Here is a 23,802-nt window from a genome sequence, read left to right as displayed (position 1 = left end):
ATTGATTATAAATGCCAAAATACGCCGAGCTTCCGGCATTCCGGGAGCAGAATTACATAACGGAAGCTGACGGGGATATGCTCCGCCGCGAAGCCCGCGCCCTTGCCCTCCGGCGTATTGAGGAAAGCGCAAGGACGGAAGATGATTTCCAAAAAGTCATTGAATGGTGGGATAAACTGGACGAAAACAGGGAGCGTAGAGAAAGAGACCACGAAACAGGGCGCTCCACTGTCCCTCTGGAATGGGGCGCAGATGAATTGTACCTATCCGATAGACCATCTTATGATATAGTTTTAAGAAGGCTATTGCTTGCGGGCGATTTTCTTGACCTCATATTTGACAGCCCGGAAACGATACATGAACTTGTCACGGATGCGGATTTATCGAAAATATTAGAGGAACTAAAGCCGCACCTTAAAAATATGCTCTATTACCTGTTCCTGCGTGATTATTCCGCAGTAGAGTATGCGGACAGCATCGGGCAGACTGACCGAAATATCCGGGGTATCAGGGAAACAGCTCTGAAAAGGATACGGAAACTTTATGGCGATGTGCTTACATACCGAAAAGAAAACAGCCTGTCAATGACACTTGACGAGAAGTATTTTCTGGAAAATGGAGTGCGAAAGAAAAAAATATAAATGTGTCCCAACTGAAAAGCGTAAACGGCTTGACCGATAATGAGTAACTGTTTATAATATAGGAAATATTACATCAGATAATTCGATATAATTGATGGATTGGAGCAGGTTTTCTATGAAGAATTTATTTGAGCATACCAGCGCACCGTGGATTCGGTACAGCGGCTATGAATATAAGACAGACAGTAACGGTGACCTCTACATAACGGTTTCAAAGGGTGCAAAACCGGAAATGTACCGTCCCATGCAGGAAGCCGGGCGGCTTGTCATGGATGCGGTAAATGTCGGGCTTGCCTCCATGCACAAGATGCCAGAAGAAGAACTGAAAGAAGCCATACTTTCTTTTGTAAAAAAATATGGTTTTCTTGGCTTTATGACCGCCCTGCCGACAACGGTGGATTTTATAACCTATAAATCCGTGTACCTTCCTAAAAACCACTTTATAAAAGAAGAATCCCTCTCCACTGAGGACTATCTTTCCTATTTCTATCCGTTTGACAAGCCGGATTTCAGAAAGAGCGGCATAGAATCGGGATGGTCTGTCACTGACCGTGAGGGCATTGCAATCACAATGGCTATGGGGAATGCGCCGCAGGCTGTGGCGATGGAATTGCAGAAAGGATATGCGGAAAGATACGACTGGATCGTGAAAGAATTTACAGACCTCGCCTTTACCTTTGTAACTAGTTTCCTTTATTACACGGATTATGATAAGATTGATGAACAGACACGCAGCCTGTACCGTCAGGGCATTTCCGCTTTTGGCGGCATATCTCCGACTTACCGAATCGCACTGGAAAAGGATGCACCCATTATCGTATGGGATTTCCATTCGCTGCTTGTCATGGTACAGATGTGCTTTTCCTTCATGCTCACGGATAAAGACAGTGATTTGCGCCTGTGCAAGCATTGTAATAAAGCCTTTGTTGCAAGCAGAAAGGGAAATGAATTTTGTAGTCCGCAATGTAAGAACCAGTATAATGTCTATAAATCAAGGAAAAAGAAGAAAGGGAACAGAAGTGATAATTGAAAGTTTGTGCCGATGGCAACATGGGAATGATTCTTTGAAATATAACAGATAATATTACATCTGAGAGCTTTAGTGCGGTGGGCTGTTGCACAAAGTCTAATCAAACATATAGAATATCAACTTCTATTTTGTTAAATGTAGAAAAATAATCAGCGGAGATGATGTATATGGAGTTTACTTTGGAAGAACTTTATACAAAAAAAGAAGGACAGACTTACGACCGTAAGAGCGCAAGAAAAGATCCGAAAGGACTGTCCAATCATATTGTCGCATTTGCTAATGCAGACGGCGGTATGCTTGTGATCGGCATTGAAGATGATTTTACAGTCACAGGCATTGACAATTACCACAACAATGTCAATGATATACTTAGAGTGCCTTTTGATTACTGCACTCCATCAGTGCGTGTTACTACCGAAACTGTTGAATGTACTGACAAAAATGGTAATCCCAATCATCTGCTGGTTATGACCATTCCACAAAGCTCTGAGCTGCACGCTAACCAGCAGGACGAAGTATATTACCGTATGGGCGACAAATCCAAAAAACTGAATTTTGACGAGCGGCTGCAGCTTATGTATGCCAAAGGTTCCCGCTATTGCGAGGACGAGCCTGTTTATCGTTCCTCTATGGAGGATATTGATTGGGATTTTGTCGCTGAATACTGCAAGAAAATCGGATACCCAAAATCCGCCGTGGAATATATCCGTCAAAACAACGATTTCGTTGTCAACCATAACGGCAGGGAGGAGATGAGCGGAGCTGCCATTTTATTATTTGGCAAAAATCCGCAACGCTTTTTCAAACGGGCAAGGGTACGTTTTATCCGATATGACGGCATAGAAGCCAAAGTCGGAACTGAAATGAATGTCATTAAGGATGAAATGTTTGAAGGTCGTATTCTTGATATGGTTCGTAACTCTCTCGACTTTGTACGCAGCCAAATCAAAGAACACACAAGGCTTGGTGAAGACGGTCTTTTTCATACAACACCTGAGTACCCTGAATTTGCATGGAAAGAAATCATCATCAACGCCATCGCCCACCGCGATTACAGCATTAAGGGAACCGATATACAAATTAAAATGTTTAATGATAGGATTACGGTTGAGAGTCCCGGTATCCTGCCCGGAATTGTGCGCTTAAACAATCTCCGCACCGTTCACTTCTCCCGCAACCCAAACATTGCCCGTTTTCTCCATGAATATGATTATGTGCAGGAATTCGGTGAAGGTATTGACCGTATGTTTAATGAAATGGCGTCAGCCGGACTTCCTGCTCCTGAGTACCGTGATAATGCCTTTATGCTCAATGCCACAATTAGGAATGGGGTAATAAGTGAAGCTGATGGGGTGATAAATGAGGTAATAAATGGGGCAATAAATATTTCTGCTACTGAGCAGGCTGTTTTAACTGCACTAAAGAAAAAGCCAGGAATTACAAAAGCAGAATTACAGAAAGAAATCTCCCTTGGAAAAAGCACAATTGACCGGGCAATTAAGTCATTAAAAGAAAAACGTTTAATTGAGCGTGTTGGTTCTAATAAAACGGGTTGTTGGAAAATTATAAATAAGCTGTAAACATTCCCTTGACCACGCTATAGCAGGAGACACAGATAATGCCAAGTTTTGACATTTTCTGTGTCTCCTGCTACAAAACCTATAACTGCACTACAACCTTAAAGGGAATATATCAGGTCATGCAGCACTACTTCCTCCGCCCTGCTCCTAATGCTGTTCATTTTTTGGAGCCAACAGAGCCAGTCATCGGATTTAAGCTGCTCTGTCACTCCCTCTTTCTTTGCCATCTGCCCCACAAGCCTGTCCATCATCTCATTGCATTCTTCATCAATTTCAGCAAGATGCTTCCATAAGATTTCCGACAAGAGCATATACGAATAAATGCCCCCGTGATTCTCCTTCAAAAATCGCAGCCTCATTCTCCCGTACTTTCCAATCTGATATTCCGTTGTATCCGAAAGTTTGAGGTCGGGAATCAGGTAATCACCTTCCTGATGGTATGTAATCTCCATATACAACCGCCTTTCTTTGTGCTAAACTGTCTACAGATTCGAATAAAAGGATTATCACCTTCTTCCTTTACCACAACATCTGCAAGTTTCCATTCACCACAAATGAGCCAGCCGCATATGTTGTATTTTAGCAGATTCCCCATTTCCGCTAAAATACTGCGTTTGCCGGAAATGTTTACATCTACAGTTCACAACATATCACATCGTCCATGTAGCGGCATTTGGCAAACATATCGGAGGATTTCTGCGCGTCTGTGGTGGAAAGCCCCGCCACATTCCGCATTTTGGTGTATAAAAAGAGGTTCTTATAATTGTGGCTCTCGTCCACAAACAGCCGGTCCACGCCCAGCTGCTCAAAGGTAATCACATCGTCCTTGCGGCCCTCGGCCTGCAATTTTTCCAGCCTTGCCTCCAACGATTTTTTGGTGCGTTCCAGCTGCTTGACGGTAAAGCGTTCCCCGCCGCTGGCCTCCACCTCGGCAATCCCGTCGGTGATCTCGTTGATCTGCTCCCGCAGCAGGCGCTCCTGCCGTTCCCGGCTGATGGGAATACGCTCAAACTGGGAGTGTCCGATAATCACCGCGTCATAGTCCCCGGTGGCGATTCTGGCGCAGAATTTCTTGCGGTTGTGGCTTTCAAAATCCTTTTTGGTGGTGACAAGGATATTCGCGGAAGGGTAGAGCCGTAAAAACTCAGAGGCCCACTGCTCGGTCAGGTGGTTCGGCACCACAAAGAGGGATTTCTGGCACAGGCCCAGCCGCTTGGATTCCATCGCGGCGGCTACCATTTCAAAGGTCTTGCCCGCGCCCACCTCATGGGCCAGCAGGGTATTCCCGCCGTACAGCACATGGGCGATGGCGTTTTTCTGGTGTTCCCGTAACGTAATTTCCGGGTTCATGCCCGCAAACCGGATATGCTGCCCGTCATACTCGCGGGGGCGGATGCTGTTCATTTCCTCGTTGTACTGGCGCACCAGCGTCTGCCGCCGCTGTGGGTCCTTCCAAATCCAGTCCCGGAAGGCTTCCCGGATCGCCATCTGCTTCTGGGCGGCAAGGGTGGTTTCTTTGGCGTTGAGTACCCGGCGCTCCCGCCCCTCGGCGTCCTCAACGGTGTCATAGATGCGGACATCCCGCAGGTTTAAGCTGTCCTCCAGAATCTTGTAGGCGTTGGCCCGGTCGGTTCCGTAGGTGGTGTTGGCGGCTACATCGCCGTACCCAACGGCGTTTTTGCTGGTGATCTGCCACTCGGCGGTGTAGGGGACATACTTGACCTCAATCTTTCCTTGCAGATAGTACGGGGTGTGGAAGGTTTCGTACATGAATTGCTGGATATAGTCTTTGTCAATCCAGGTAGCACCCAGGCGCACCTCGATTTCCGATGCGTCCAAATCCTTTGGCTGGGCGGCGGTCAGCGCCTCCACATTGACAGAAAAGGCGGGGTCTTTATCTGCCGCCCGCTGCGCCTGCCGCAGTTTCCGGCGCACATTGCCGGAGAGGTATTCATCCGCTGTCACATAACGGGGCGATTCCCCCTCCGCCAGTGGTCCGGGCAGACGGAAGATCACGCCCCGCAGCTCCTGCGCCAATTCCTCCTGGGTTTTGCCGCTCAGTTCGGCCATGTACGCCATATCCACCTCGGCCTTTTCCGCGATGGAAACAGCCAGGGCTTCACTGGCGGTGTCCACCGCAGTAACAGCCTGATGGGGCTTGATGGTGCGCTTGGTGAACATATCCGCCTTTTGCTTCAGATGTCCGTCATCGTCAATGACTTCCAGCGCACAGAGCAGATAATAGCTGGAATCATCGGCAAAGGCCAGCCGGTTCCCCCGGTCATTGATCAGCCCGTACTTTGCGGAAAATGCGTCATAGAGCCGGTTCAATTCGGCCTGGGTTTCACGGATTGCCGCATCCGAAACAAAGCTGTCCATCTGCTGTGCGATGAGCTTCTGCACACAGTCCCGCAGTTCCACCAGACCCTTGATACGGGCCTCGGCGGTAGCATTTAGGTCAGGGCGCACCATACGGCTGTTTTCCCGATAGTACACCGCACCGTCCACAACGGTGTAGGAATAGTTTTTTACGTCAGGGTCAGCGGGGATAGAAGTATCAATTTCTTCCCCCTCGCCCAGCTCCGGCAGTTCGGCCTCCTGATAGGTCCCGCGAATGTATTTTATGGCGTCGTGCAGCTGGTCGGAAAGTTCCAATCCCTCAATGGGATTTACGGTGTAATCCATGCCATGAGCGGTGCTTTCCGGCTCCTGTCTGCCCAGCACCATTTCCGGGTGGTCCAGGAAATAGCGGTTGATGGTAAAATCTTCTTCGGTCTGTCCGGTCTGCGTCCAGTCCGGGGTAATGTCAATCGGGCGGTCCCTCTTTTGCAGGAAAATGATGTCGGATACCACCTCTGTCCCGGCATTGGCCTTGAACGCATTGTTGGGCAGACGGATCGCGCCTAACAGCTCCGCCCGCTGCGCCAGATACCGGCGCACCGTAGAATCCTTGGAATCCATCGTGTAGCGGCTGGTGACGAAGGCCACGACACCGCCCGGACGCACCTGGTCCAGCGATTTTGCAAAAAAGTAGTTGTGGATGTTGAAGTTCAGCTTGTTATAGGCCCGGTCATTGACGGAATACTGGCCAAACGGCACGTTTCCTACGGCTAAATCATAAAAATCCCGCCGGTCAGTGGTTTGAAAGCCCGCGATGGTGATGTCTGCTTTTGGATAGAGCTGTTTTGCGATGCGCCCGGTGATGGAATCCAGTTCCACGCCGTACAGTTTGCTGCCCCGCATTTCCTCCGGCAGCATACCGAAGAAGTTGCCCACGCCGCAGGAGGGTTCCAGGATGTTGCCGGTCTGGAATCCCATTTTACCCACCGCTTCATAAATGGCCTGGATAACGGTAGGGCTGGTGTAATGGGCGTTCAGGGTCGTTCCTCTGGCGGCTTCATATTCCTCCGGGGACAGCGTTGCATAGAGTTCCGCAAACTCCTTGGCCCGGGCGGGCTTGCTCTCGTCAAAAGCGTCTGACAGACCGCCCCAGCCCACATACCGGGAAAGGGTTTCCTGTTCTTCTGGCGTGGCCTGCCGTTTTTCAAACTCCAATTCTTTCAGAAGATTGATAGCGTCCATATTGGCCCGGAATTTTGCTTTCGGCCCTCCTTCGCCCAGGTGAATGTCGGTGATACGGAAGTTCCCGGCTGTCGGCTGGGGTGGGGTGGGTTCCGGTTTCTCTATGTGCAGGGTATGAATCTCCACATCATAGGGCAGGTGGTTCTGTTCGCCCGGATAACGGGTGACAGGGGTGGTAGTCATTCGCGGCGCTGGTTCCGGTGCGGGAGGATTCCCCAAATCCGGCTGTTTCTCTGCTGGCTGTTCCTTTAGCTGTGCCGGTTCGTGGGAGAATCCGTCCAGTTCCTGCTGGTAGAGGGCGCGGAGTGCGGCGGCAACCGGTTCCCAGCTTTCATACAGCGCCGCCAGAACCGTTTCATCCTCCCGCAAAATCTCTACTTCCATGCCTTTGTCGGTTGTTCTGTAATCTGCCGTATCCCCGGTTTCCAGCTGCATGGTTTCCACTGTACCCGAAAACCGCTGGGAAAGATGCTGGGCAACAGCCGGATTGCCTGCGCCGCTTCGGAGCAGTACCGCTATATCCTCCTTTGCCAACCCATCCAGTAAACCGCCATCCCCGGTCAGAGCCTCCCGTAAATCCGGGGAAAACTGGTCCAGATCGGCGGGGAGATAGTCGGTGATGGCGCTGTTGCGCGGGTCCTGCCGGATGGCGCGTTCAAACTGTTCTTTGCTTTCCGTCCGGTAAATGGGGTAGGCCAGCGCGGGGTCATTCAGCTGGACATAGCCCTGCTGCAAATCGGTGATGCGGTACTCGGTATCTTCCAGAAAAACAAAATCCCCTACGCCATAGGCCGATGCCAGCGGGTCGCGGGGAAGTGTTCCCGGTTCGTCCGCAGCGGGTGCGGCTGTTTCCTGTGCCGGTTCCTCTTGCCGGTCCGCCTTTATCTCTTGTGGTTCCAGCCCGGCCAGGAATTGCTCCGCAGCTTCTTCTCTTGAAAATGTCCGTACCGTTCCATCGGAGGTGGTATAGTAATCATTGGTCTGATTATCCCAGACAGCAAACGCATCTTCCGGGTCGGGAAACGCATCGCTGGTCATAACAACGGAAAAGCGCGGTTCTGCTTCATCGGCGGCAATCTGTTCCACATCAACCATGACCTGCTGGATAAAGGGGTCATTGTCCAGCTTCTCCGGTTCTGTTACCTGCCCGTTTACAATGCCGCGCTGGGCCAGATTTTCCCGGATTGCGATAGGGTCTATATCGTCCAGATTATCCCGTTCTGCCTCTGTAAAAAAGCGGTCCTCTTTGATAAGCTGGGCGATCCGGCGCTGTACCTTAGGCCAGGGCAGTTCCATTTCTTCGGGGCTTCCGGCGCGGACAATGAACAGGTTTGTATGTTCAGGACCGCCGTACTCCCTGGACAGCCATGCGGCAGTATCTTTTTCCCGCCCATGCTCCTTCATATAGCGGACTACGGCCCGTTTGCTGTCCATATCGCCGTTCCATGCACAGAGGGCTTCGTCAATATCGTCCTGGGAGAGAGGGCGCAGAAGCTCATGGAGCTTTGGATAGGTTTCGGCAATCACCTCTTGATGCAGGCGGTGGCGGAACTCCGGCACATCCGAATACTGTTTGATAAGCTGTATATCGCCGGAGTCCAAAACCGCGCGGCGCACAGCGGCGTTGCCCTCAATCACAGCGTTTTCATGGTCAGTATGGCCGCAGGCGTTGCGGTATGCCGTATCCTCCATGATGGCGGCGGTCACAACCGGCTTGTACTGTTCCAGCACATCTTCCAGTGCGGGCTGGGGCGGTTCTGTTTCGGTTTCATGGACAGGAGCAGGCTGGCTCTGTGATTCTACAATGCCCGCCTCTGCCAGTTCCTTTTCTGCCTGGATTTTCTCATACTGTTCCCGTTCTGCTTCGGTCAGATAACGATCCTTTTGGATCAGGCCGGCAACCAGCTTCACGACCTTATCCCAGGTCAGGCGTACATCGTCACAGCCGTTTTTCTGGTAGCGCAGGCCCTTTCCATCGTGATCTTCGCCACTGTGCGTTGCACCGGACAGTGCGTGGGAGCGTCCGCCGGTTCCGTATTCCTGCCGGAGAAACGCGGTTTTTTCCTTGTCGGTATGGGGCTGCTGGAAAAAGGCATAAATGCGCCCTTTGCCCCCGGCAAAACCGCTGCCGCCAGAAAGGGCCGCGCCGATCTCATCCTCCGTAATAAACTGCTTAACCGCAGGAACCTCTGCCATTTCAGATGAAAAGGCTTTGCGGGGCAGTGACAGGTCTTTCAGGTTTTCCCAAATCTCCTTTGGCTTGTGGTAATGGAAACGCAGCAAGTTACGGTCTTGCGTATAGGCAGTCCAAAAGGCGGCGTATTCTTCTGTGAGGGGCTGGCGGAAAGCCGGGTCACGCAGCTGCTCAGTGAGCCATGCGGATTCTTCTGGAAACCCGTTGCCCTTGATTTCTGACAGACTGGGTAAATATCCGGCTTCTCTGGCTTCATCGCTCAAATCGTGATACAGGTTCCAGAGCTTGTTGGCAAGGAGGGAGCGTTCATAACCCTCCGCCTCGGCAAGCTCCACATTGGACGCAAATTGACCGGATTCCAACAGCTCGCCAATACGCTCCGCCGCGCCCTCCCAGGAAATAACCTGTGCGGATTTATCATATCGGGCGGATTTTCCATGAGAGAGATGGATTCCGTCCTCACCATACCAGACTGTGATACGGCCTGCATCGGTGGTAAAACCGTTGCCGCCATGATAGAGGGATTGCAGGGCGGCGGCTATTTCCGGGATCGGCTTCTGCTTTTCAAATTCAGCTGTCACGCGCTCCCGCAGACGGTCGGTATTGCCGCCCAGCCGCAGCACATGGTCAATGTCCTTTTGGGCAAAAGAAAAAGCAGAGGACGCTTTCACATTCTCTGCTTCATCAATATTCTGAATCTGTTCCGCTTCGGACAGAAACAGGTTTAAGGTCAACTGTTGATAAGTTCCGCCAGCAGAATCTCCTCCGCCTGGGCCTTGCAGCTGTTCATCAGGCCCACCCACTGCATCATGTCGCGGGCTTTCAGTTCCTCGGTCACGCCCGCCGCCTGCGCCAGTTTTGGCATCAGCTGCTCCAATCGGCTATTCGCGGTCCGGTCGATCTCCAACAGGTGCGGGTACAGCTTCTCGCTCATCAGCAGACGGTTGTAAAGGATGGGCCGGTGATCCTTCAAGTAGGTTTTCCGCATCCTGCCGTACTTGCCCAGGGGCGTTTCGGGCTGTTCTGTCAGTTGCAGGTTGGGAATCAGATAATCCCCGTTCCGGCTGTAAGTCAGATTGTTCTTCATGTTCTGTTCTCCTTTCCTGAGCGGCCTGCCGCTCCGCATTTAAGATAGTGACGCCGATCTGCCGCAGCACCTGCTGGTTGATCTGGCTGACCGCCGTTCCCAGCGCCCCAACGGTGGCCGGTGTGTTGAAATCGAAAACCGGCATGAAATCCTCGTGGGTGAAATACTGCTCCGGGGCCAGCCCGCAGCGGGACATCAGGGAATAGGCGATGCTGACGGTGGCGGCGGCTTTGAATTGTACTTCGATGTTAAGTTCATCGTACTCCTCCAAAAAGGAATCGTCAACGATATAAAGGAAGTCCCGCCCGTTGTCCGCCCAGTATTCCCCGGCCAGCCTGCGGGCGATCTCGGTCAGCTGCCCGCCTAAATCATCGCCGCCCACCCCATACCGGTTTTCCAGCATGGCGGAGATGGAATCTATATGCCGTTCCTCCATCTTCCAGAGCCAGGGAGTGCGGGAGTGCGGGCGGGTTCCGGTGTCGGAGATGTCAAAGACATACCGCAGCCGGGTCCGGTCCCCGGAATCGTCCACCAGGGCAATGCCCTTGGAACCGCGCCGGACATAGCGGCCCATCTTGTCATTCCACAGGTCATACTCCGCACAGGCGGTAGCGTCCGGGCGCTGGGCGTAGATCATCAGCTGGTCGTGGAAGGGGTATTTGTAAAGCCTGGAGGCTGTGTCGAGAAACCGCATCCACTCATTCCAGCTGGAAGTGAGCTGCACCGCCGCATGGTCGGCCATCTGTGCGTACATCTGCGCTTTGGTTGCCATTGTTTTCGGCCCTCCTTTCGGGTTTTGGATAAAAGGAAGGGGCGGCACAGCGCCAGCCCCTCCGGTCTGTTGGTTCCTATTCGTCAAAGTCCGGGTACAGTTCCAGACTGTCAAACTCCGCGTCCGTCATGGCGCGCAGCTTATGAAGGGCGCTGTCGGTCAGTTCCATCAGCTCCGTTTCCTCCGGCGAGAGATAGCCGCGCATCTCGGTCAGGCTCTCCATCAGTCCGGCGCGGGTTCCGGTGTTGTAAATACACATCAGATTCATTTCTTCAAAGGTAAAGTGTCCCATATCAAAGCTCCCTTTCCGCGCTCTTTTTCGGCGCTGTCTTTTTGCTTTCCTGCTTCGGCTGCTGGTGGAGCTGTTCCACCACCGATTTCCGCTTGTCCCGTTCCTCCCGGTGGACCGCATCCGCCAAATCCATCAGGGAGATCGGCTGGCCGCTTCTGGCCTGCTGTTCCAGCTGGGCTACGGTCGGCTCTTTGGGGCCGTTGTTGATGATCCCGTCAATCATGCCGTAATCGTCCTCCATAGACATTTCCGCATTTTTCAGCGGGTTGTCCGGCAGGAATCCGGGAATCTCAGTAAAACCAACGCTGTCGCAGTAATGGCAGGATACCATGCCATCCCGTTTAACAGCAACAATGTCGCTGACACTCATGGAGGGGCTGTGAAAATCCACAGGCTTTTGCAGATTGAACTGCTCATATAGTTTTTCCAGCTGCTCCATTTTAGTGCCGGAGCCGCCCAGCGGGGCGGTGTAGATCAGGTCATAATTGCCCCGGTCCACGGGGATGTCATGGGATTTTAGCCAATCCAGATTCATAAACCGCACATTCTGCGGGTCCTCCCGGCTGACCTGATAAATGGCGAAGCAGTCCCCCTCATGGGAAAGAAACGCCTGCTCCCGTTCCTGCTGGCGGTTCAGCCGTTCCTGCACCAGTGCGTCAAAGGCTGGGCTTTCCTCCCATTCCTCGCGGGAAAGGGCGAACACCGTACCGGGCAGCTGGGATTCAAATTCCTCCCGGTCAAAGAGCATTTCCGCGCCGCCCCCGTCCACCACCGCGTACACCGTCAAATCCTGCTCAAACAGTTCCAGCGCCCGCTCTTTGGAGAGGGGCAGCAAGTCCCCGTCCTGATAGCCGCAGTTTTTCAGATCGTCCTCACACAGCGCCGGGTCCGGCATCGGGTATTCATCCAGCGCCTGCTCCGGCGCGTCGGGCAGCTGGGCGGCTTCTGCGGCATGGCCGATGGAATCCAGCGCCCGCAGGTTTTGGCTGGCGGGCAAAAGGGCGTATTCCCGTTCCTGTTCGGCGGTCAGCGGCTGGGGGTAGTCGATACAGCCAAAGGCAGTGATGGAATCCTGTTCCACCTTTACCGGCGCGGCCAGTTCAGTGATGGTTTTCCCGTCCATCAAAGGATAGGTTCCCACATTCAGAGATTCCTGGGTAATGTAATAGCGGAACATGGAGGGGTCCTGCTCCGGCAGTTCGGCGGGGATTTTCCAGGAGGGTTCCGGTTCAGGGGAAACCTCTTGATTCTCCGTATCGGCCTGCGGGTTTTCCGGCTGCATGGTTTCTTTTCCGGCGTCCTGCTCCGGCCCGGATTCCAGATCAATGCCGCGCTCCTTGCAGACCTCCTGAAAATGGCGGTCAATATCGGCAATCAGAGTACCGGCGGTCTTGTTGATGGTTTCCAGGCTGGCCCGCAGTTCCTTCAGCTCCTTGCCCTGGCTCCAGTTCGCAATGTACCCAAAGCTGTTTGCGCCGGTCTGAATCCCAAAATACTGGCAGACCGCGTAAGAGATGCTCTCGGCCTCCACTTCCTCGGTGCGCCGGTCCTTTTTATGGTCCTGCAAAAACCGCTGGACGGTCTTTTCGCCGCCGTTAAAGTCCAGGCCGGATTCATCGGTCAGCGGGAGATGCCCTTCCTCCGGCAGTTCCAGCGGCTTTGCGGTTATGACGGAACCGGCATGGTTGACGATAACCCGTTCCTCTACCGCAACCGGAGCGCCGGGGTCATCGTCGGAACCGCGCAGGTCATAACAAAACAGTCCGTCCGGCAGATCGTCTGCGGCAATCCGCTCATTGGAGAACAGGGCTGGCTGTCCAAACAGCTCCACTTCCTGATACAAGGGCGCATCCGGGTTGTCCGGCACATCGAAGTTGTGCAGCTTGCTGTGGGCGATCTCATGGACAGCGGCGGAAACGGTCTGCACCTCGCTCATGCCCTGGCGGATGGCGATGCGCTGCTGGCTGGAAGAAAAATATCCGTCCGTATCCGCGTCCATTTCCTCAAACGCAAGGGGAACCGGGGCGGAACGTTTCAGCGCCTCCATAAACGCCTCAAAGTGCCGGACGTTCCCGAACAGGTCCGCCGCCAGGGAGGGCAGGGGCTTTCCGTCTGTCTGGCTCACATCAAAGACCTTGACCGGACGGAACAGCGGGATTTCCACCTCTTTTTCCTCCATGACCACCCTGCCGTTTGCGTCCAGCATTGGCGCGTGGGTGTCCGGGTCCAGCTTCTGCTCCTCGATTTTCTTCTTATAGGGGGTGGGCGCGATGATGGTGATGCCGCGCTCGCCCTTTTTCACATGGCGCTCAAACTGATTCTTCCACTTGTTATAGCCAGCCACAAGGGTCGCGTCCGGCTTCTGCATATAGATCAGCATGGTATTATTGACCGAGTAGCGGTGGAACCGGGACATCACCGACAGATAGCGCATATACTTTTCGCTCTCAAACAGTTCCTTGATGTTCTGCTCAATGCCCTCGGTGATTTCCCGCAATCGCTCCCGGTTGGTGGGTTTCTCTGCCATTTCCTTGTTTCTCCTTTCCAAATCCATGATTTTTGTTAGGTGTTCTGCAATCCATGTTTTTTGTTCCTCGATGCCATCCTCCATCAGAAAGTCCAGAAGATACTCCACATAGTCCTTTTGGTGCAGCGCCTCCACAAAAAGGGGGTGCGGCTCATCCTCCGGGGTCAGGGGCGCAAGGCCGGTTTCCCAGCCCCGCAGCAGATGGGCGTAGTCTGCCAGCGCGCGGAAACACCGCTGCTTGGATTCCCGGAACTTCTGCGCTTCTGATTTTTGACGGACATAGGTTTTCTTCGGGGGCGCCTGGCTGTCATAGAGCAGTCCAAAATCCTGGGCCAGTTTTTCCGCCGCCTCTTTGGGGGAGAAGTTATAAAGTCTGGCGGCAAAGTCGATCACATCACCGTCCGCCCCGCAGCCGAAACAGTGAAAGCGGCGGTCCAATTTCAGGCTGGGCGTCCTGTCATCGTGAAAGGGACAGCAGGCCATGCCGTTCCGCTTTACATCGATTCCATAGTGTTCCGCCGCTTCTCTGGTGGTGATGGACTGCTTTACCGTTTCAAAGACATTCCCGCCCATGCTTATTGGCCGGGGGAGGATTTCAACGGCGGCTTATAGCCTGCGGCCCTGGCCCGTTCACTGGCGGCTTTGCGCCGCTTTTCGCTGTACGGCTCCCGGACCGATACGCAGCGTTTGGGGACAATGAAGTTGTGGTCGTCCTTCTTGATGATCTGCTCCGGGTGTTTACCGGCAAGGCGGTTCAGTTTTTTCATCAGCTTTGGGTCATGGGTATAGACCTGGGCGGCAGGCTCCGCCTGGTTGTAGAGGAGGATGGTTTCCTGTTCCAACAGCGACAATTTCATCACGAGCCTCCTTTCCGCTGGCCAAAGTCCAGCTTGAAGTTCACATACTCGCCGGTATCCTCCAAAAGCACATCCGCGTCATAGGTTTTGCCGGTTTTTTCCGAGTAGCAGCCGGTGAGCCTTGCCCGCCCGTCTTTTAAGAGGGCCGCGACAACGGCCTTGGTGGGCTGTTTCTTCTTGGCGCTCCACCACTTGCTGTCTTTCCAGATGGCAAATCTGCAAGTTTCGCTTTGGCAGAAAAATCCCTTTTGCGATTCTGTAACCTCACCGCCGCACCGGGGGCATCTGCCTACCGCTTCGCGGGGCGGGGAGAACAGGTACTCGGTCCCCTTGACCACCTGATAGGTTGCCGCCAGTTCCCGCAGCATGGTATAAATCCCGGCCAGAAATTCCTCCGGGGAAAGCTCGCCGCGCTCAATCTCGCCCAGCCGGTACTCCCACTCGGCGGTGAGCAGCGGGGATTGCAGCTGCTCCGGCAGAACCGTAATGAGGGAACGCGCGTCGCGGGAGGGCATCAGCTGGACCGTCTTTTTGCTCTTTTTCCGTTCCAGAAAACCGGTGGAGGCCAGCTTTTCCAGAATCCCGGCGCGGGTGGCAGGCGTACCCAATCCCTTGCGCTCGGCGGTATCCGGCATATCTTCTTTACCGGCGTTCTCCATAGCCGACAGCAGGGTATCTTCTGATAAACGTTATCAAGTGTAGATGTGGATTACTTTTGACTTTTTTCAAGACATTCATTGATAATCAGCTTTTGCACTCTGTCCTTAAAGGTTTTGTCAGTATCTTTACTGAAATGTACCTTGACGGTGTAAGTGGTGTTCCCCAACTTTCGCTTGAAACTGTGGGACTGTTGCTCGTTTTTGGTTTCTGCCATATTCTCTGCTCCTTTACATAAAAATAGAGCGCATAGACTGGTTTCTATACGCTCTGACGCTGTGTTATATTCCTTATTCAGTTGTGATTGTGGTAATGGTTGTTTCGACAAACTGGAAGTTATCGCTTTCTAATAATCCAATCGTCATTTTGGGTTTTTCTTTCTGCATAGTAACCGCAAGGCATATCCTTTAAGGTACTAACAGAGTTATCTAAATCAAAAACCCATTTTAAAGATACCAACTTTGCTTCATCTGTTTCGTGTGTTTCTCCGCATAGAAATTGCCACATTCCGTCATCTTCATCATGTGATACATATAGAATAGGTGCCTGACGCTCCAATATATGGCAACAGATAATCGTAGCAGTATCGGGTGAATCATAAAAAGGAAATTCCATGTCTGTTACTCCTTTCAAACTTCGATTTGTACCTTTAACAGAATACCACAATCACACCCATATTTCTATCAAATCTTCATTAAATTTCTTCCTCCCTCTGCTTAGTCTTGCTTTGTTGTCTGTTATGCTGTCGGCTCTCATTCTGAAGCTCCCTCTCAAGGTTCTTCTTGTTATAGCCGATTACCTCCGCATAAGCTAATTCTGTTGCGGTCTTGGTCTGCTCCTTGCCGATACTGTCATACTCGGCTTGCAAGGACTGTATCTCGGCTTTCCACTGTTTCGGCGTTACCTTTTCGCCGTTCTGTAAAAGGCTCTGCATACGCTCCTTTAATTCTGGGTATTTCGATAAGCTGTCTTTATGCTCCTTATCATACCGCATTTTCGCAAGTCCTTTTAATGACTGGCTCTCCTTATAGGTGGCTTGGATTGGTGCATAGAGGGCATACATTTTTGACAGTTCCTTTAATCGGTTTAGTTTCTGCCCCTTTGACAAATGCACTGTTTCAAGCTGACTGTATTTCTGTTCCTTATCCGCTGTGAATTTCGCAAGGCTCTCAAAGCTGTCTATCTTCCTTGTGGTGATGAATTTCTCCGCATTGTCGGCTGACTGCAAGGCTGTCCTGTCAGTCATTTTTCTTAGGTGCTTTCCACTGACAATCGGCAAATCAAGCCTGCCTTTCCGTTCCCTCACCTTCGCAATCATTTCCATGACTTCATTCATCACGCTGACCGCCGCATTTTTAATTTTGGCATACTGTGCGCTGTGTACTTCCTGCTTGGCAAGCATAAGCATTTCTTTTGCCTGTTCCAACTCCTTATTATGCTTGATGATTTCCCGGTTGATATTGCCCCTCTCGGTCTGTATGCCTTTGCGTTCTAAAGCGTTGGCAACCGCCCCGATATGAATGGTCGGCTCTTTATCTATCCCCTGTTCTTTAAAAGAGCGGTGTTCCCAATGAAGTGCAATCCCCAACCGCTCGTTGGCGGCGTTGATTGTGTCGGCTAAATCCTTCCGCCACTTTTTTGCGTTCTCCTGACTGCTCCAGTCTGTGCTGTCGGCGGTGTGGCATTTCCACTGTTTCCTGTTCCGCTTGTCAACTTTCTGCTGACCTGTCTTTTTATCAATCACTGGTATCTTTTCGCCGTTTTCGTCAAGGTCATAGATTTTCTTCTGTTTCGCTCCCCATTCCCCTTTTTCTGTAAGAGGACGCATGGTAAGCAGTACATGGATATGAAGATTGCGCTGTCCTTTATCGTTCTCGCTGTCATGGATTGCCCAGTCCGCACACATTCCCTTGTCAACAAAATTCCTCTGGACGTAATCCCTCACAACTTCCTCCGCAAGCTCATAACTCCATTCGTTGGGGAGTGACGCTTTTAACATCCTCGCAAGCTGTGCATCCTGCCTTTTCTCCGCCAGTTCGACGGCGTTCCATAAAGCCGCCCTGTCTGCATATTCTCTGGGCGCATTGGTCGGGAGGAGGATTTCGCTGTGGACTAAATCCTCATGGTATTTGGGGCGGTAGGTCTGCCCGTCAAACTCATTGAAAAGGACGCTCCTGCTGACATAAGAAGCCTTTTCAACTGCCGACTGCCCTTTGCTCCGCCTGACTATGGAGAAGCGTGTGCTTGCCTGTTTCGTGACATTACCCATACGCAGCACCTACATTCTGTCGATAGCGTGGCGGGGCGCATGGATAGACTTTGTGGGCAGATAAAAGCCTCTCTCTGGCTTTTGTCTGAACGCAAAGTACACTAGGGGGTAGGGGCGGCTCTTTCGCCCCGATGGGGGATTGTAGCTCCCCCATGTGCGCCCGCCTTTGGCGCACCGCCCTCTGCAAGAGTCCATGCAAGTGAAACTTGCCCCTCGGAGAGCGCACATACCACCTCTGGTGGTATATCTGTGCGCACCCTGTAAACAGGGTGAATATATTACCTTGGCTTTCCGATGTTTTCGCCTTTATCATTCCGTACCGCCCTCGCTTTCATTTCCGGCATTGGCAAGCGTGGATTGTGGAGAAGCGGTTTCCCGGCTCTCCGATTTGATTTTAGAGATAATCTGCTGACACTCCCTTGTCTGCAAGGCAACTGATAAGATGCGGTTTAACTCCGCTTCATCATAGCTGTAGCACTCCGGGAAATACTTCACGATAATGCCGCCCATGATATACTTGTGGTGGTTCTCGGCTTTGCGTTTCTTCTCGCTCTGCTTTTTCTTTTCGTTGGCGACACGCTGTTTCGCCTGTTCCAATGCCTGCAATGCCTTTTCTAAGTTCCTGCTTGCTTCGTTCCTGCTCTCAATCATTCCTGATACCTTGTCCTTTCTGTGCTGTGTTAGTGGTTGCTGAAAATAAAAAAGGTAGCCGCTTTTCCGTCAGGATAAACCGCTACCATAGGTATACGATATTCAGTTTTTATATTATTTTACTGCTGATGTGCAATTTGCCTGATTTCAGTCATAAGCCTTATCCCGTCTTTCATCCCTAACCGATAGGCAACTGCCCCGTAAACCGCCCCGCATTGGTTGTCAGCTGAAATTGCCCGGTCAATGGTCAGCCGCTGTGCCTTATCCAGTCCTAGCTTCTTCAACTCATCAAACGCAATATCCTGCTGTTTTACTGCATCCCGGTATTCCCGGTCTTTTCTAAGTACCCTGTCAATATCCCTTCCCATTCTCTGTGATGCGATTCTGTCCAGTAATTTTCCTCGTTTCATTCCTCTCTCCTTGCTATTGATTTTACAGACCGCCACTGCTCTTTTCTTTAAAGCATTGACGCTTTTCCATGAGTTCCGCTTTCTTCTCGCCGGAAAGCCTGCTAAATACATCATCATAGTCAATATCCCTTATGCCCATTTCCCTCGCCAGTATGATAAGCTGTGAATGAAGCCATTCCTCCCATAAGTCCTCAAACAATGCCCCGCTGTCCGTAAATGTCACGGCATCCTCAAATCCTGTTGGGTATGTATAGTATTGCAACTTTACGAAGCCGAACTTCCCGGCATCCACTACGGCTATCCCGTCCTGTTCAAGTTCTGTAAATGCGTCTGCCACTTTCCGGCATTTCCTACGTTCATCCTCTGTAATGTATGTCTGGTCTGCCGGGGAATTTTTTACTGTACACATTCCCTTGTCTGCCCTCCTTTATTTTCCGATTTGGATATGCCCCCGCTCTTTTTCACGAAATAATCCCTCTTTTCCATGAGTTCTTTTTTCTTTTCTTCCGGCAGACGCTCAAATATTTCATCATAGTCAAGCTCCGCAAGCGGCGTACCTAACACGGGGGTTAAAATCTCATGTTCATACCATATCCGCCAGAGTTCTTCAAACAGTTCCGCACTGTCTGAAAACACCTCGGCAGAATCGAAGCCTTCCCCTTCATCGAACCATTGCAAGCGGACAAATCCAAACCTCCCGGCATCCGCAACCATTACATCCGTCATTTCATAAAGTTCTGTAAATGCATCCGCCACTTTCCGGCACTTCACATATTCATCCTCCGTAATATAAATCCGTCCTGCCGGGGCATTTCCCGTACCCGATTTCAGTTCCATTTAATCGCTCCTTTCTCCATTCCTTCAATCACGTTTTCAAGGAAGTCCAGTTTTGCTTCTATCTCTGCCTTATGTACGGCGGCAACAGCAAACTGTAGGATGTCTTTTTCTCCCCAACCGTTTACCTTGCCGAACCGCTTCGCCAATGCCGCCAGACGTTCCTCCTGGCTGTCCTCCACTATGAATGTTAGTTCAAAGAACTTCATTTCACAAGTTCTCCTCTCTGGAAAGCTCCACTCCGCTCATCTCCCTAAAATAATCCCGTCTTGCCATGATTTCTTCCTGTTTCTCTTTAGGCAGACGCTTATATATTTCTTTATAATCCAAATCCACAAGCGGCGTACCCAGAACCGTTGTCAGCAACTGGTCATACATCCAGTCAAACCATAAATCGTTAAATAATGATTCACTGTTTCTGTAAGTCACTGCCGTATCAAATCCAACAGGCAGCTTGTAATACTGCAACTTCACAAAACCATACTTTCCGACATCAATAACGGCAATGTCCGTCCTCTCATATAATTCTTCAAAGGCTTCTGCAACTTTTTGGCATTTCTTCCGTTCTTCATCCGTAATGTATCTTCCCTTTCCCATGCCCCCTTCTCCTTTCATTTGTATAACTTCCTATCTTTGTTAGATTATATTTGTTTACTTATCCATAACATATTATAACTGATTTTGCAGTAATAAAAAAGATATAATATACCTAACATATGTAAGGAGGTGTCTATATTGAACGGAACACGGGGTACTATCGAAATTCACCTGAAGGAATTACTCGAAGAAGCAGGGCTGAGCAAAAACAAGTTTTGCCAAAGAGCAGAATTGCAACGTTCACAACTTAATGGTTATCTCAACAACACGATTACCAGATTAGACATTGATGTGCTGATAAGGATATGTGATACTCTGGACTGCTCCATTTCAGACTTGCTTGAATATAAACCCGGTTAAAGGAACAATGCCCCGCAAAGAGTATTGTTCTTTTATTTTGCAACAATCCCCCCTATCGCAGTAATAAATTCTTCGGGAGAGGGGATTGTATCTTCTCCGAAAATATCGTTCCATTTCCCCCTTGTTTCTCTGTTGTTGTAACCTTCCACGATTGCCTTGCTCATTTCTTCCCTGACTTCGCTTACCCTGATTCCTTCCCTTTTGGCTATCTTTGCAATAACCCTTCTCGCAATTTTTCTGTTCATTTTTTCTCCTTTCTTGTGTAACTTCTTATAGTTATCTTTCTACCTATAAATTCTATGGTAAGCACTACATATAAGTCAACGTAATTCCGCCGCAAGTTTTGATATTATTCGACATGGTATGTGTTCTTCTCTTTCTTATGGCTGTTATCAGTGGAATTTATCTGTGTCATTCTCACTCTTGCCCGCTCCCTTTGTTCTGCGCTTACCGCCCTCGGCTTCCGGTAACTGACGTATGATTTCGGGAAGGAATAGGTTCTCGACACTTCATCCTGATTTGTCAGGCTATATGTGCCGGGGAAGTCAGCAACAAGCGCATCCAGTTTCCGCATGACCGCCTTATCCCTTGTATACAATGTGGCGGTCTGTTCCCCCGCATTATAATTAACAATCGTTTCCTGTTCGTACCGTGTCAGGTTCATAACTCAATCCCCGCCTTTCTTTTCTGCTGTTTTCTTTCGGTAACTATCGGTTTTTTCTGCTGTTCCTTCGCCCTGGCTAACCTCGCCTTTATGGAATGGTCACGCTCGGTCAGTTTCCGTCTTTTGGTGGTGGAAATAATCTCCGTACAAGATTCTTCTGACAGGGCATTTAATTTCTTCAAAGTGTCGCTTACTATCTGCTTCGTGTCGCTGTCCTTTACCTGCGGAAGAATAGCTGATAAACTGGCACACGTTTCCGCTTTGCTCTGCTCGCCAAACTGATAGATTAAGTTGATTTCATCAACGTTAAAAGGTATCTGAAAATTTGCGCCCTCACATAAACGCTCCACACCCACGCACTTAGGGATGTTTCTCGTCAGCTCGTATTTATCCCTCGCTGTGATTGTTCCATGCCTGTCGGTCTGCCTTACCTCAACTTCACACTGGCTTTTCTGCTCCAACACAAGCCACTGGAATTTGTCGTTTTCTTTGGTAAATACAGTCTGATGCGCATTGGAGTGCGTCTTACTGCGGATATATTTATTTGCGGTGCTGTAATAGTCCACAATCTGCTGTTCCTGTTTTCTGTTCATGGTCTGCCCTCCCTGTGGTAGTACATCTATGGTTAGATGTATAAGTATTGATTGATATGATTGATTGATAACTAACATATATTCTCTTTCTCTCTGTCTTTTACTTTTCTTTGGTTCTTTCTTTTGCTTTTCTATCTCTCTTTCTCTTGCCTTGTCTGTCATAGAATGATGCGCCGCACAAAAGCATCCGTATTTTGGTGCTGGTTAGAGATTTTTCGCCCGTTAATTATTGAGCGCTTAAATTGTGCAATATCATAGATGGATATTTCCTTGCCCGTTGCAATTAAGGTTCTTTTTTCACGATAATTACTGTACAAAAAAAGCTATAACATTGCTGTCATAGCCTTTTTATTGTGCAAGTCACTTGCTCTGTTAAATTGCCTTGTTCCGTTCCCGGCGTATTTCTTCCCGTTTCCTCGCCATATACTTACGGTTGCACGCCCGTTTTTTCTCCAACCGTATACGTTCTTTTTCCTGCTGTGCCTTTTCTTCCTCGGTCAGTTCGATTTCCTCATGGGGTATCTCGATTTTGCCGATATAATTTAAGAATATCTCCACTTCCTGCGTCCGTCCTGCACCTATGCCCTCGGCTTTATGGACTACGATTTTTGAAACAAACTCGTTAATCATGGCGGGGGTGAGTTCTTCAAAATCGGTATACTTTTTCGCAAGTTCCATAAACAGGTCTGCGTTCTCTTTGTCGGTATTGATTTCTTCCAGTTCCGCATTGTCTGTTTCAAGGCTGTTTTCCAGTTCCGCAAGTTCGGTTTCATAATCGTTCAGCATTGCGTCAAAACGCTTGTCGCTTAATTTTCCGCTGATGTTGTCCTCATAAAGTTTCTTTATCAGACGGTTCACTTCTCCGTACCGCTTTTCATTCTTCTTTATCCGCTGTCTGACAGTCTTTCCTGCGTCTGCTTTACGGGAAGATGACAGTTTGCAGATAATCCCCTTAAACTCGCCCTCGTTGGCTACCGCATAATTGCATGTTTCCTTTATCGTTTCAAGGACAAGCGCATTGACCGCCTTTGTCTGTATGCTGTGTGAGGAACACTGCTGTCTGTATTTCTGCCTGCCTAAGTTGTAGTTAGAGCAGTTGTAATCATCTTCGGGCGCAATCCAGCGTCCTTTGCCTTTGGTGTAGATGTCTTTCCTGTACCTCGCTGTCCTGTGGCGGTGGTTATACATCTTCGCCCCGCAATCCGCACAAAACATTTTGCCTGTCAATGGGTTTGCCTCCCCTAAAATATCCGGTCTGCGGACTGTCTTTCGGAGTTCCTGCGCCATGTTCCATGTTTCCTCGTCAACAATCGGCTCTTGGGTGTTCTTGAAGATTACAAGTTCTTCTTTTGGGGTTTTCTTCGCCCTCTTGTCCTTGTAGCTTTCCTTATAGGTGCGGAAGTTTACCGTATGCCCCATGTATTCGGGTTTGGAGAGGATAGCGGCAACCGTATTCCCACGCCACATATAAGGGTTTTCCGTGTCATAGGTGGTACTGTGTGTTCCTAATCCCCGTTGCCCCATGTAGTAGGACGGTCTTTCTATTTTTTCGTCATGGAGTATCCTTGCTATATCATATGGCCCTTTTCCTGCAATGCACAAGCGGAATATCCTGCGGACAACTTCGGCTGCGGGTTCATCAATTACCCAATGTGTGCTGTCAAGCGTGTCTTTTTTGTAACCGTAAAGGCAGTGGTTTGATGTGTGGGTTTTCCCCGTCATTCCCCTTGCCCGTAATACGGTGGTAATCTTCCTGCTCGTGTCACGCACATACCACTCGTTCATGATGTTAAGGAATGGCGCAAACTCCGCACTTTCCCTTTTTTCGCTGTCTACTCCGTTTGAGATTGCTATAAAATGCACTCCCTTTTCCCGGAACATTACTTCGGTATAAAATCCAACCTGCAAGTAGTCACGCCCCACTCGGCTCATGTCCTTTACAATCACTGTGCCAATTTTTCCCTGTTCCACATCTTCAATCAGACGTTTCCAGTTCGGGCGGTCAAAACTTGCCCCGCTCCAACCATCATCAGTGTAGTGTGAGATATTGGCGTAACCGTTCTTTTCCGCATAATCCTCTAGAGCGTGTTTGAAAAATAAAAAGTATACAAAACATTTGTTCCAGCCTCTTTTTCATGGTAAAATAAAGAAAAAGGGGGTTGATATTATGTTAAGGCGTTACGAACTCACCGATCAGGAATGGGA

General features: G+C 50.2%; 22 protein-coding genes and 3 pseudogenes. 4 read left to right on the top strand and 21 right to left on the bottom strand.

All coding sequences use genetic code 11. The annotated features are described in order from the left end of the window. Positions 1-11: 11 nt before the first annotated feature. The 3 genes from NSB25_RS24950 to NSB25_RS24940 all read left to right on the top strand — a co-directional run bounded on the left by NSB25_RS24950 (position 12) and on the right by NSB25_RS24940 (position 3,251). Entirely contained in the window at positions 12-641 is a 630-nt protein-coding gene (locus NSB25_RS24950; protein WP_103242466.1) for a hypothetical protein, read from the top strand. Between the two features lie 115 nt (positions 642-756). After that, the gene (locus NSB25_RS24945) at positions 757-1,671 is read left to right on the top strand and encodes a recombination protein NinG (protein WP_103242465.1); all 915 of its coding nucleotides are present in this window, start codon (positions 757-759) and stop codon (positions 1,669-1,671) included. 167 nt (positions 1,672-1,838) lie between these two features. After that, positions 1,839-3,251, top strand: coding sequence for an RNA-binding domain-containing protein (locus NSB25_RS24940; protein ID WP_103242464.1), 1,413 nt, complete (start codon positions 1,839-1,841; stop codon positions 3,249-3,251). 98 nt (positions 3,252-3,349) lie between these two features. Here the strand turns inward: NSB25_RS24940 and NSB25_RS24935 are convergent, their stop codons facing one another. The 16 genes and pseudogenes from NSB25_RS24935 to NSB25_RS24860 form a co-directional block, all read right to left on the bottom strand. Next, positions 3,350-3,703 (bottom strand): TnpV protein, encoded by a 354-nt coding sequence (locus NSB25_RS24935; RefSeq protein WP_103242463.1) that lies wholly within the window; start codon positions 3,701-3,703, stop codon positions 3,350-3,352. A 199-nt stretch (positions 3,704-3,902) separates the two neighbouring features. Further along, a pseudogene (locus NSB25_RS29790) lies at positions 3,903-7,709 on the bottom strand (DEAD/DEAH box helicase family protein); the annotation flags it as partial. Positions 7,710-9,757: 2,048 nt separating this feature from the next. After that, positions 9,758-10,114, bottom strand: a complete 357-nt coding sequence (locus NSB25_RS24925; protein ID WP_103242809.1) for a TnpV protein — start codon at positions 10,112-10,114, stop codon at positions 9,758-9,760. Between the two features lie 848 nt (positions 10,115-10,962). Next, a complete protein-coding gene (locus NSB25_RS24920) occupies positions 10,963-11,178 on the bottom strand; it encodes a transposon-transfer assisting family protein (protein ID WP_016220730.1) in 216 nt (71 codons plus the stop codon). Between the two features lies 1 nt (position 11,179). Then, entirely contained in the window at positions 11,180-14,278 is a 3,099-nt protein-coding gene (locus tag NSB25_RS24915) for an LPD28 domain-containing protein (RefSeq protein WP_257479328.1), read from the bottom strand. 2 nt (positions 14,279-14,280) lie between these two features. Beyond that, positions 14,281-14,562, bottom strand: coding sequence for an immunoglobulin (locus NSB25_RS24910; protein WP_103242631.1), 282 nt, complete (start codon positions 14,560-14,562; stop codon positions 14,281-14,283). Beyond that, positions 14,562-15,245, bottom strand: a pseudogene (locus tag NSB25_RS24905) (DNA topoisomerase); the annotation flags it as partial. The gene NSB25_RS24910 and the pseudogene NSB25_RS24905, both read right to left, overlap by 1 nt. A 26-nt stretch (positions 15,246-15,271) precedes the next feature. Next, positions 15,272-15,436, bottom strand: a complete 165-nt coding sequence (locus tag NSB25_RS29980) for a transposon-encoded TnpW family protein (protein WP_103242630.1) — start codon at positions 15,434-15,436, stop codon at positions 15,272-15,274. A 119-nt stretch (positions 15,437-15,555) separates the two neighbouring features. Further along, positions 15,556-15,834, bottom strand: coding sequence for a hypothetical protein (locus NSB25_RS24895; RefSeq protein WP_103242629.1), 279 nt, complete (start codon positions 15,832-15,834; stop codon positions 15,556-15,558). A 79-nt stretch (positions 15,835-15,913) separates the two neighbouring features. After that, entirely contained in the window at positions 15,914-17,488 is a 1,575-nt protein-coding gene (locus NSB25_RS24890; RefSeq protein ID WP_103242628.1) for a MobA/MobL family protein, read from the bottom strand. Between the two features lie 309 nt (positions 17,489-17,797). Beyond that, complete coding sequence (locus NSB25_RS24885; protein ID WP_103242626.1) at positions 17,798-18,139, bottom strand: hypothetical protein; 342 nt, start codon at positions 18,137-18,139, stop codon at positions 17,798-17,800. Between the two features lie 119 nt (positions 18,140-18,258). After that, the gene (locus NSB25_RS24880; protein ID WP_103242625.1) at positions 18,259-18,549 is read right to left on the bottom strand and encodes a hypothetical protein; all 291 of its coding nucleotides are present in this window, start codon (positions 18,547-18,549) and stop codon (positions 18,259-18,261) included. A 22-nt stretch (positions 18,550-18,571) separates the two neighbouring features. After that, a complete protein-coding gene (locus NSB25_RS24875) occupies positions 18,572-18,958 on the bottom strand; it encodes a hypothetical protein (RefSeq protein ID WP_103242624.1) in 387 nt (128 codons plus the stop codon). Beyond that, complete coding sequence (locus NSB25_RS24870; protein ID WP_103242623.1) at positions 18,946-19,386, bottom strand: hypothetical protein; 441 nt, start codon at positions 19,384-19,386, stop codon at positions 18,946-18,948. The genes NSB25_RS24875 and NSB25_RS24870 overlap by 13 nt, the downstream gene beginning before the upstream one ends. Next, positions 19,377-19,592 (bottom strand): hypothetical protein, encoded by a 216-nt coding sequence (locus tag NSB25_RS24865; RefSeq protein WP_103242622.1) that lies wholly within the window; start codon positions 19,590-19,592, stop codon positions 19,377-19,379. Before NSB25_RS24865 ends, NSB25_RS24870 begins: the two co-directional genes overlap by 10 nt. A gap of 1 nt (position 19,593) precedes the next feature. Beyond that, the gene (locus NSB25_RS24860; protein ID WP_103242621.1) at positions 19,594-19,980 is read right to left on the bottom strand and encodes a hypothetical protein; all 387 of its coding nucleotides are present in this window, start codon (positions 19,978-19,980) and stop codon (positions 19,594-19,596) included. Positions 19,981-20,118: 138 nt separating this feature from the next. On the opposite strand from NSB25_RS24860, the gene NSB25_RS24855 reads away from it, so the two are divergent. After that, on the top strand, positions 20,119-20,340 hold the full coding sequence (locus tag NSB25_RS24855; RefSeq protein ID WP_103242620.1) for a helix-turn-helix domain-containing protein: 222 nt from the start codon (positions 20,119-20,121) through the stop codon (positions 20,338-20,340). Positions 20,341-20,372: 32 nt separating this feature from the next. Here NSB25_RS24855 and NSB25_RS24850 read toward each other — a convergent pair whose 3' ends face one another. The 5 genes and pseudogenes from NSB25_RS24850 to NSB25_RS24830 all read right to left on the bottom strand — a co-directional run. After that, positions 20,373-20,585, bottom strand: coding sequence for a hypothetical protein (locus NSB25_RS24850; RefSeq protein WP_103242619.1), 213 nt, complete (start codon positions 20,583-20,585; stop codon positions 20,373-20,375). Positions 20,586-20,689: 104 nt separating this feature from the next. After that, the gene (locus NSB25_RS24845; protein ID WP_103242618.1) at positions 20,690-21,004 is read right to left on the bottom strand and encodes a hypothetical protein; all 315 of its coding nucleotides are present in this window, start codon (positions 21,002-21,004) and stop codon (positions 20,690-20,692) included. Further along, positions 21,001-21,597 (bottom strand): transposon-transfer assisting family protein, encoded by a 597-nt coding sequence (locus tag NSB25_RS24840; protein ID WP_103242617.1) that lies wholly within the window; start codon positions 21,595-21,597, stop codon positions 21,001-21,003. The genes NSB25_RS24845 and NSB25_RS24840 overlap by 4 nt, the downstream gene beginning before the upstream one ends. A 372-nt stretch (positions 21,598-21,969) precedes the next feature. Beyond that, entirely contained in the window at positions 21,970-22,383 is a 414-nt protein-coding gene (locus tag NSB25_RS24835) for a DUF4368 domain-containing protein (protein ID WP_257479329.1), read from the bottom strand. Between the two features lie 219 nt (positions 22,384-22,602). Then, positions 22,603-23,673: pseudogene (locus NSB25_RS24830) on the bottom strand (recombinase family protein); the annotation flags it as partial. Positions 23,674-23,802 lie beyond the last annotated feature (129 nt).

This window comes from Acetatifactor muris (genome assembly GCF_024623325.1).
Taxonomy (GTDB): domain Bacteria; phylum Bacillota; class Clostridia; order Lachnospirales; family Lachnospiraceae; genus Acetatifactor; species Acetatifactor muris.
The sequence above is the reverse complement of the archived record's forward strand: the minus strand, read 5'-3'. Positions and strand labels throughout refer to the sequence as shown.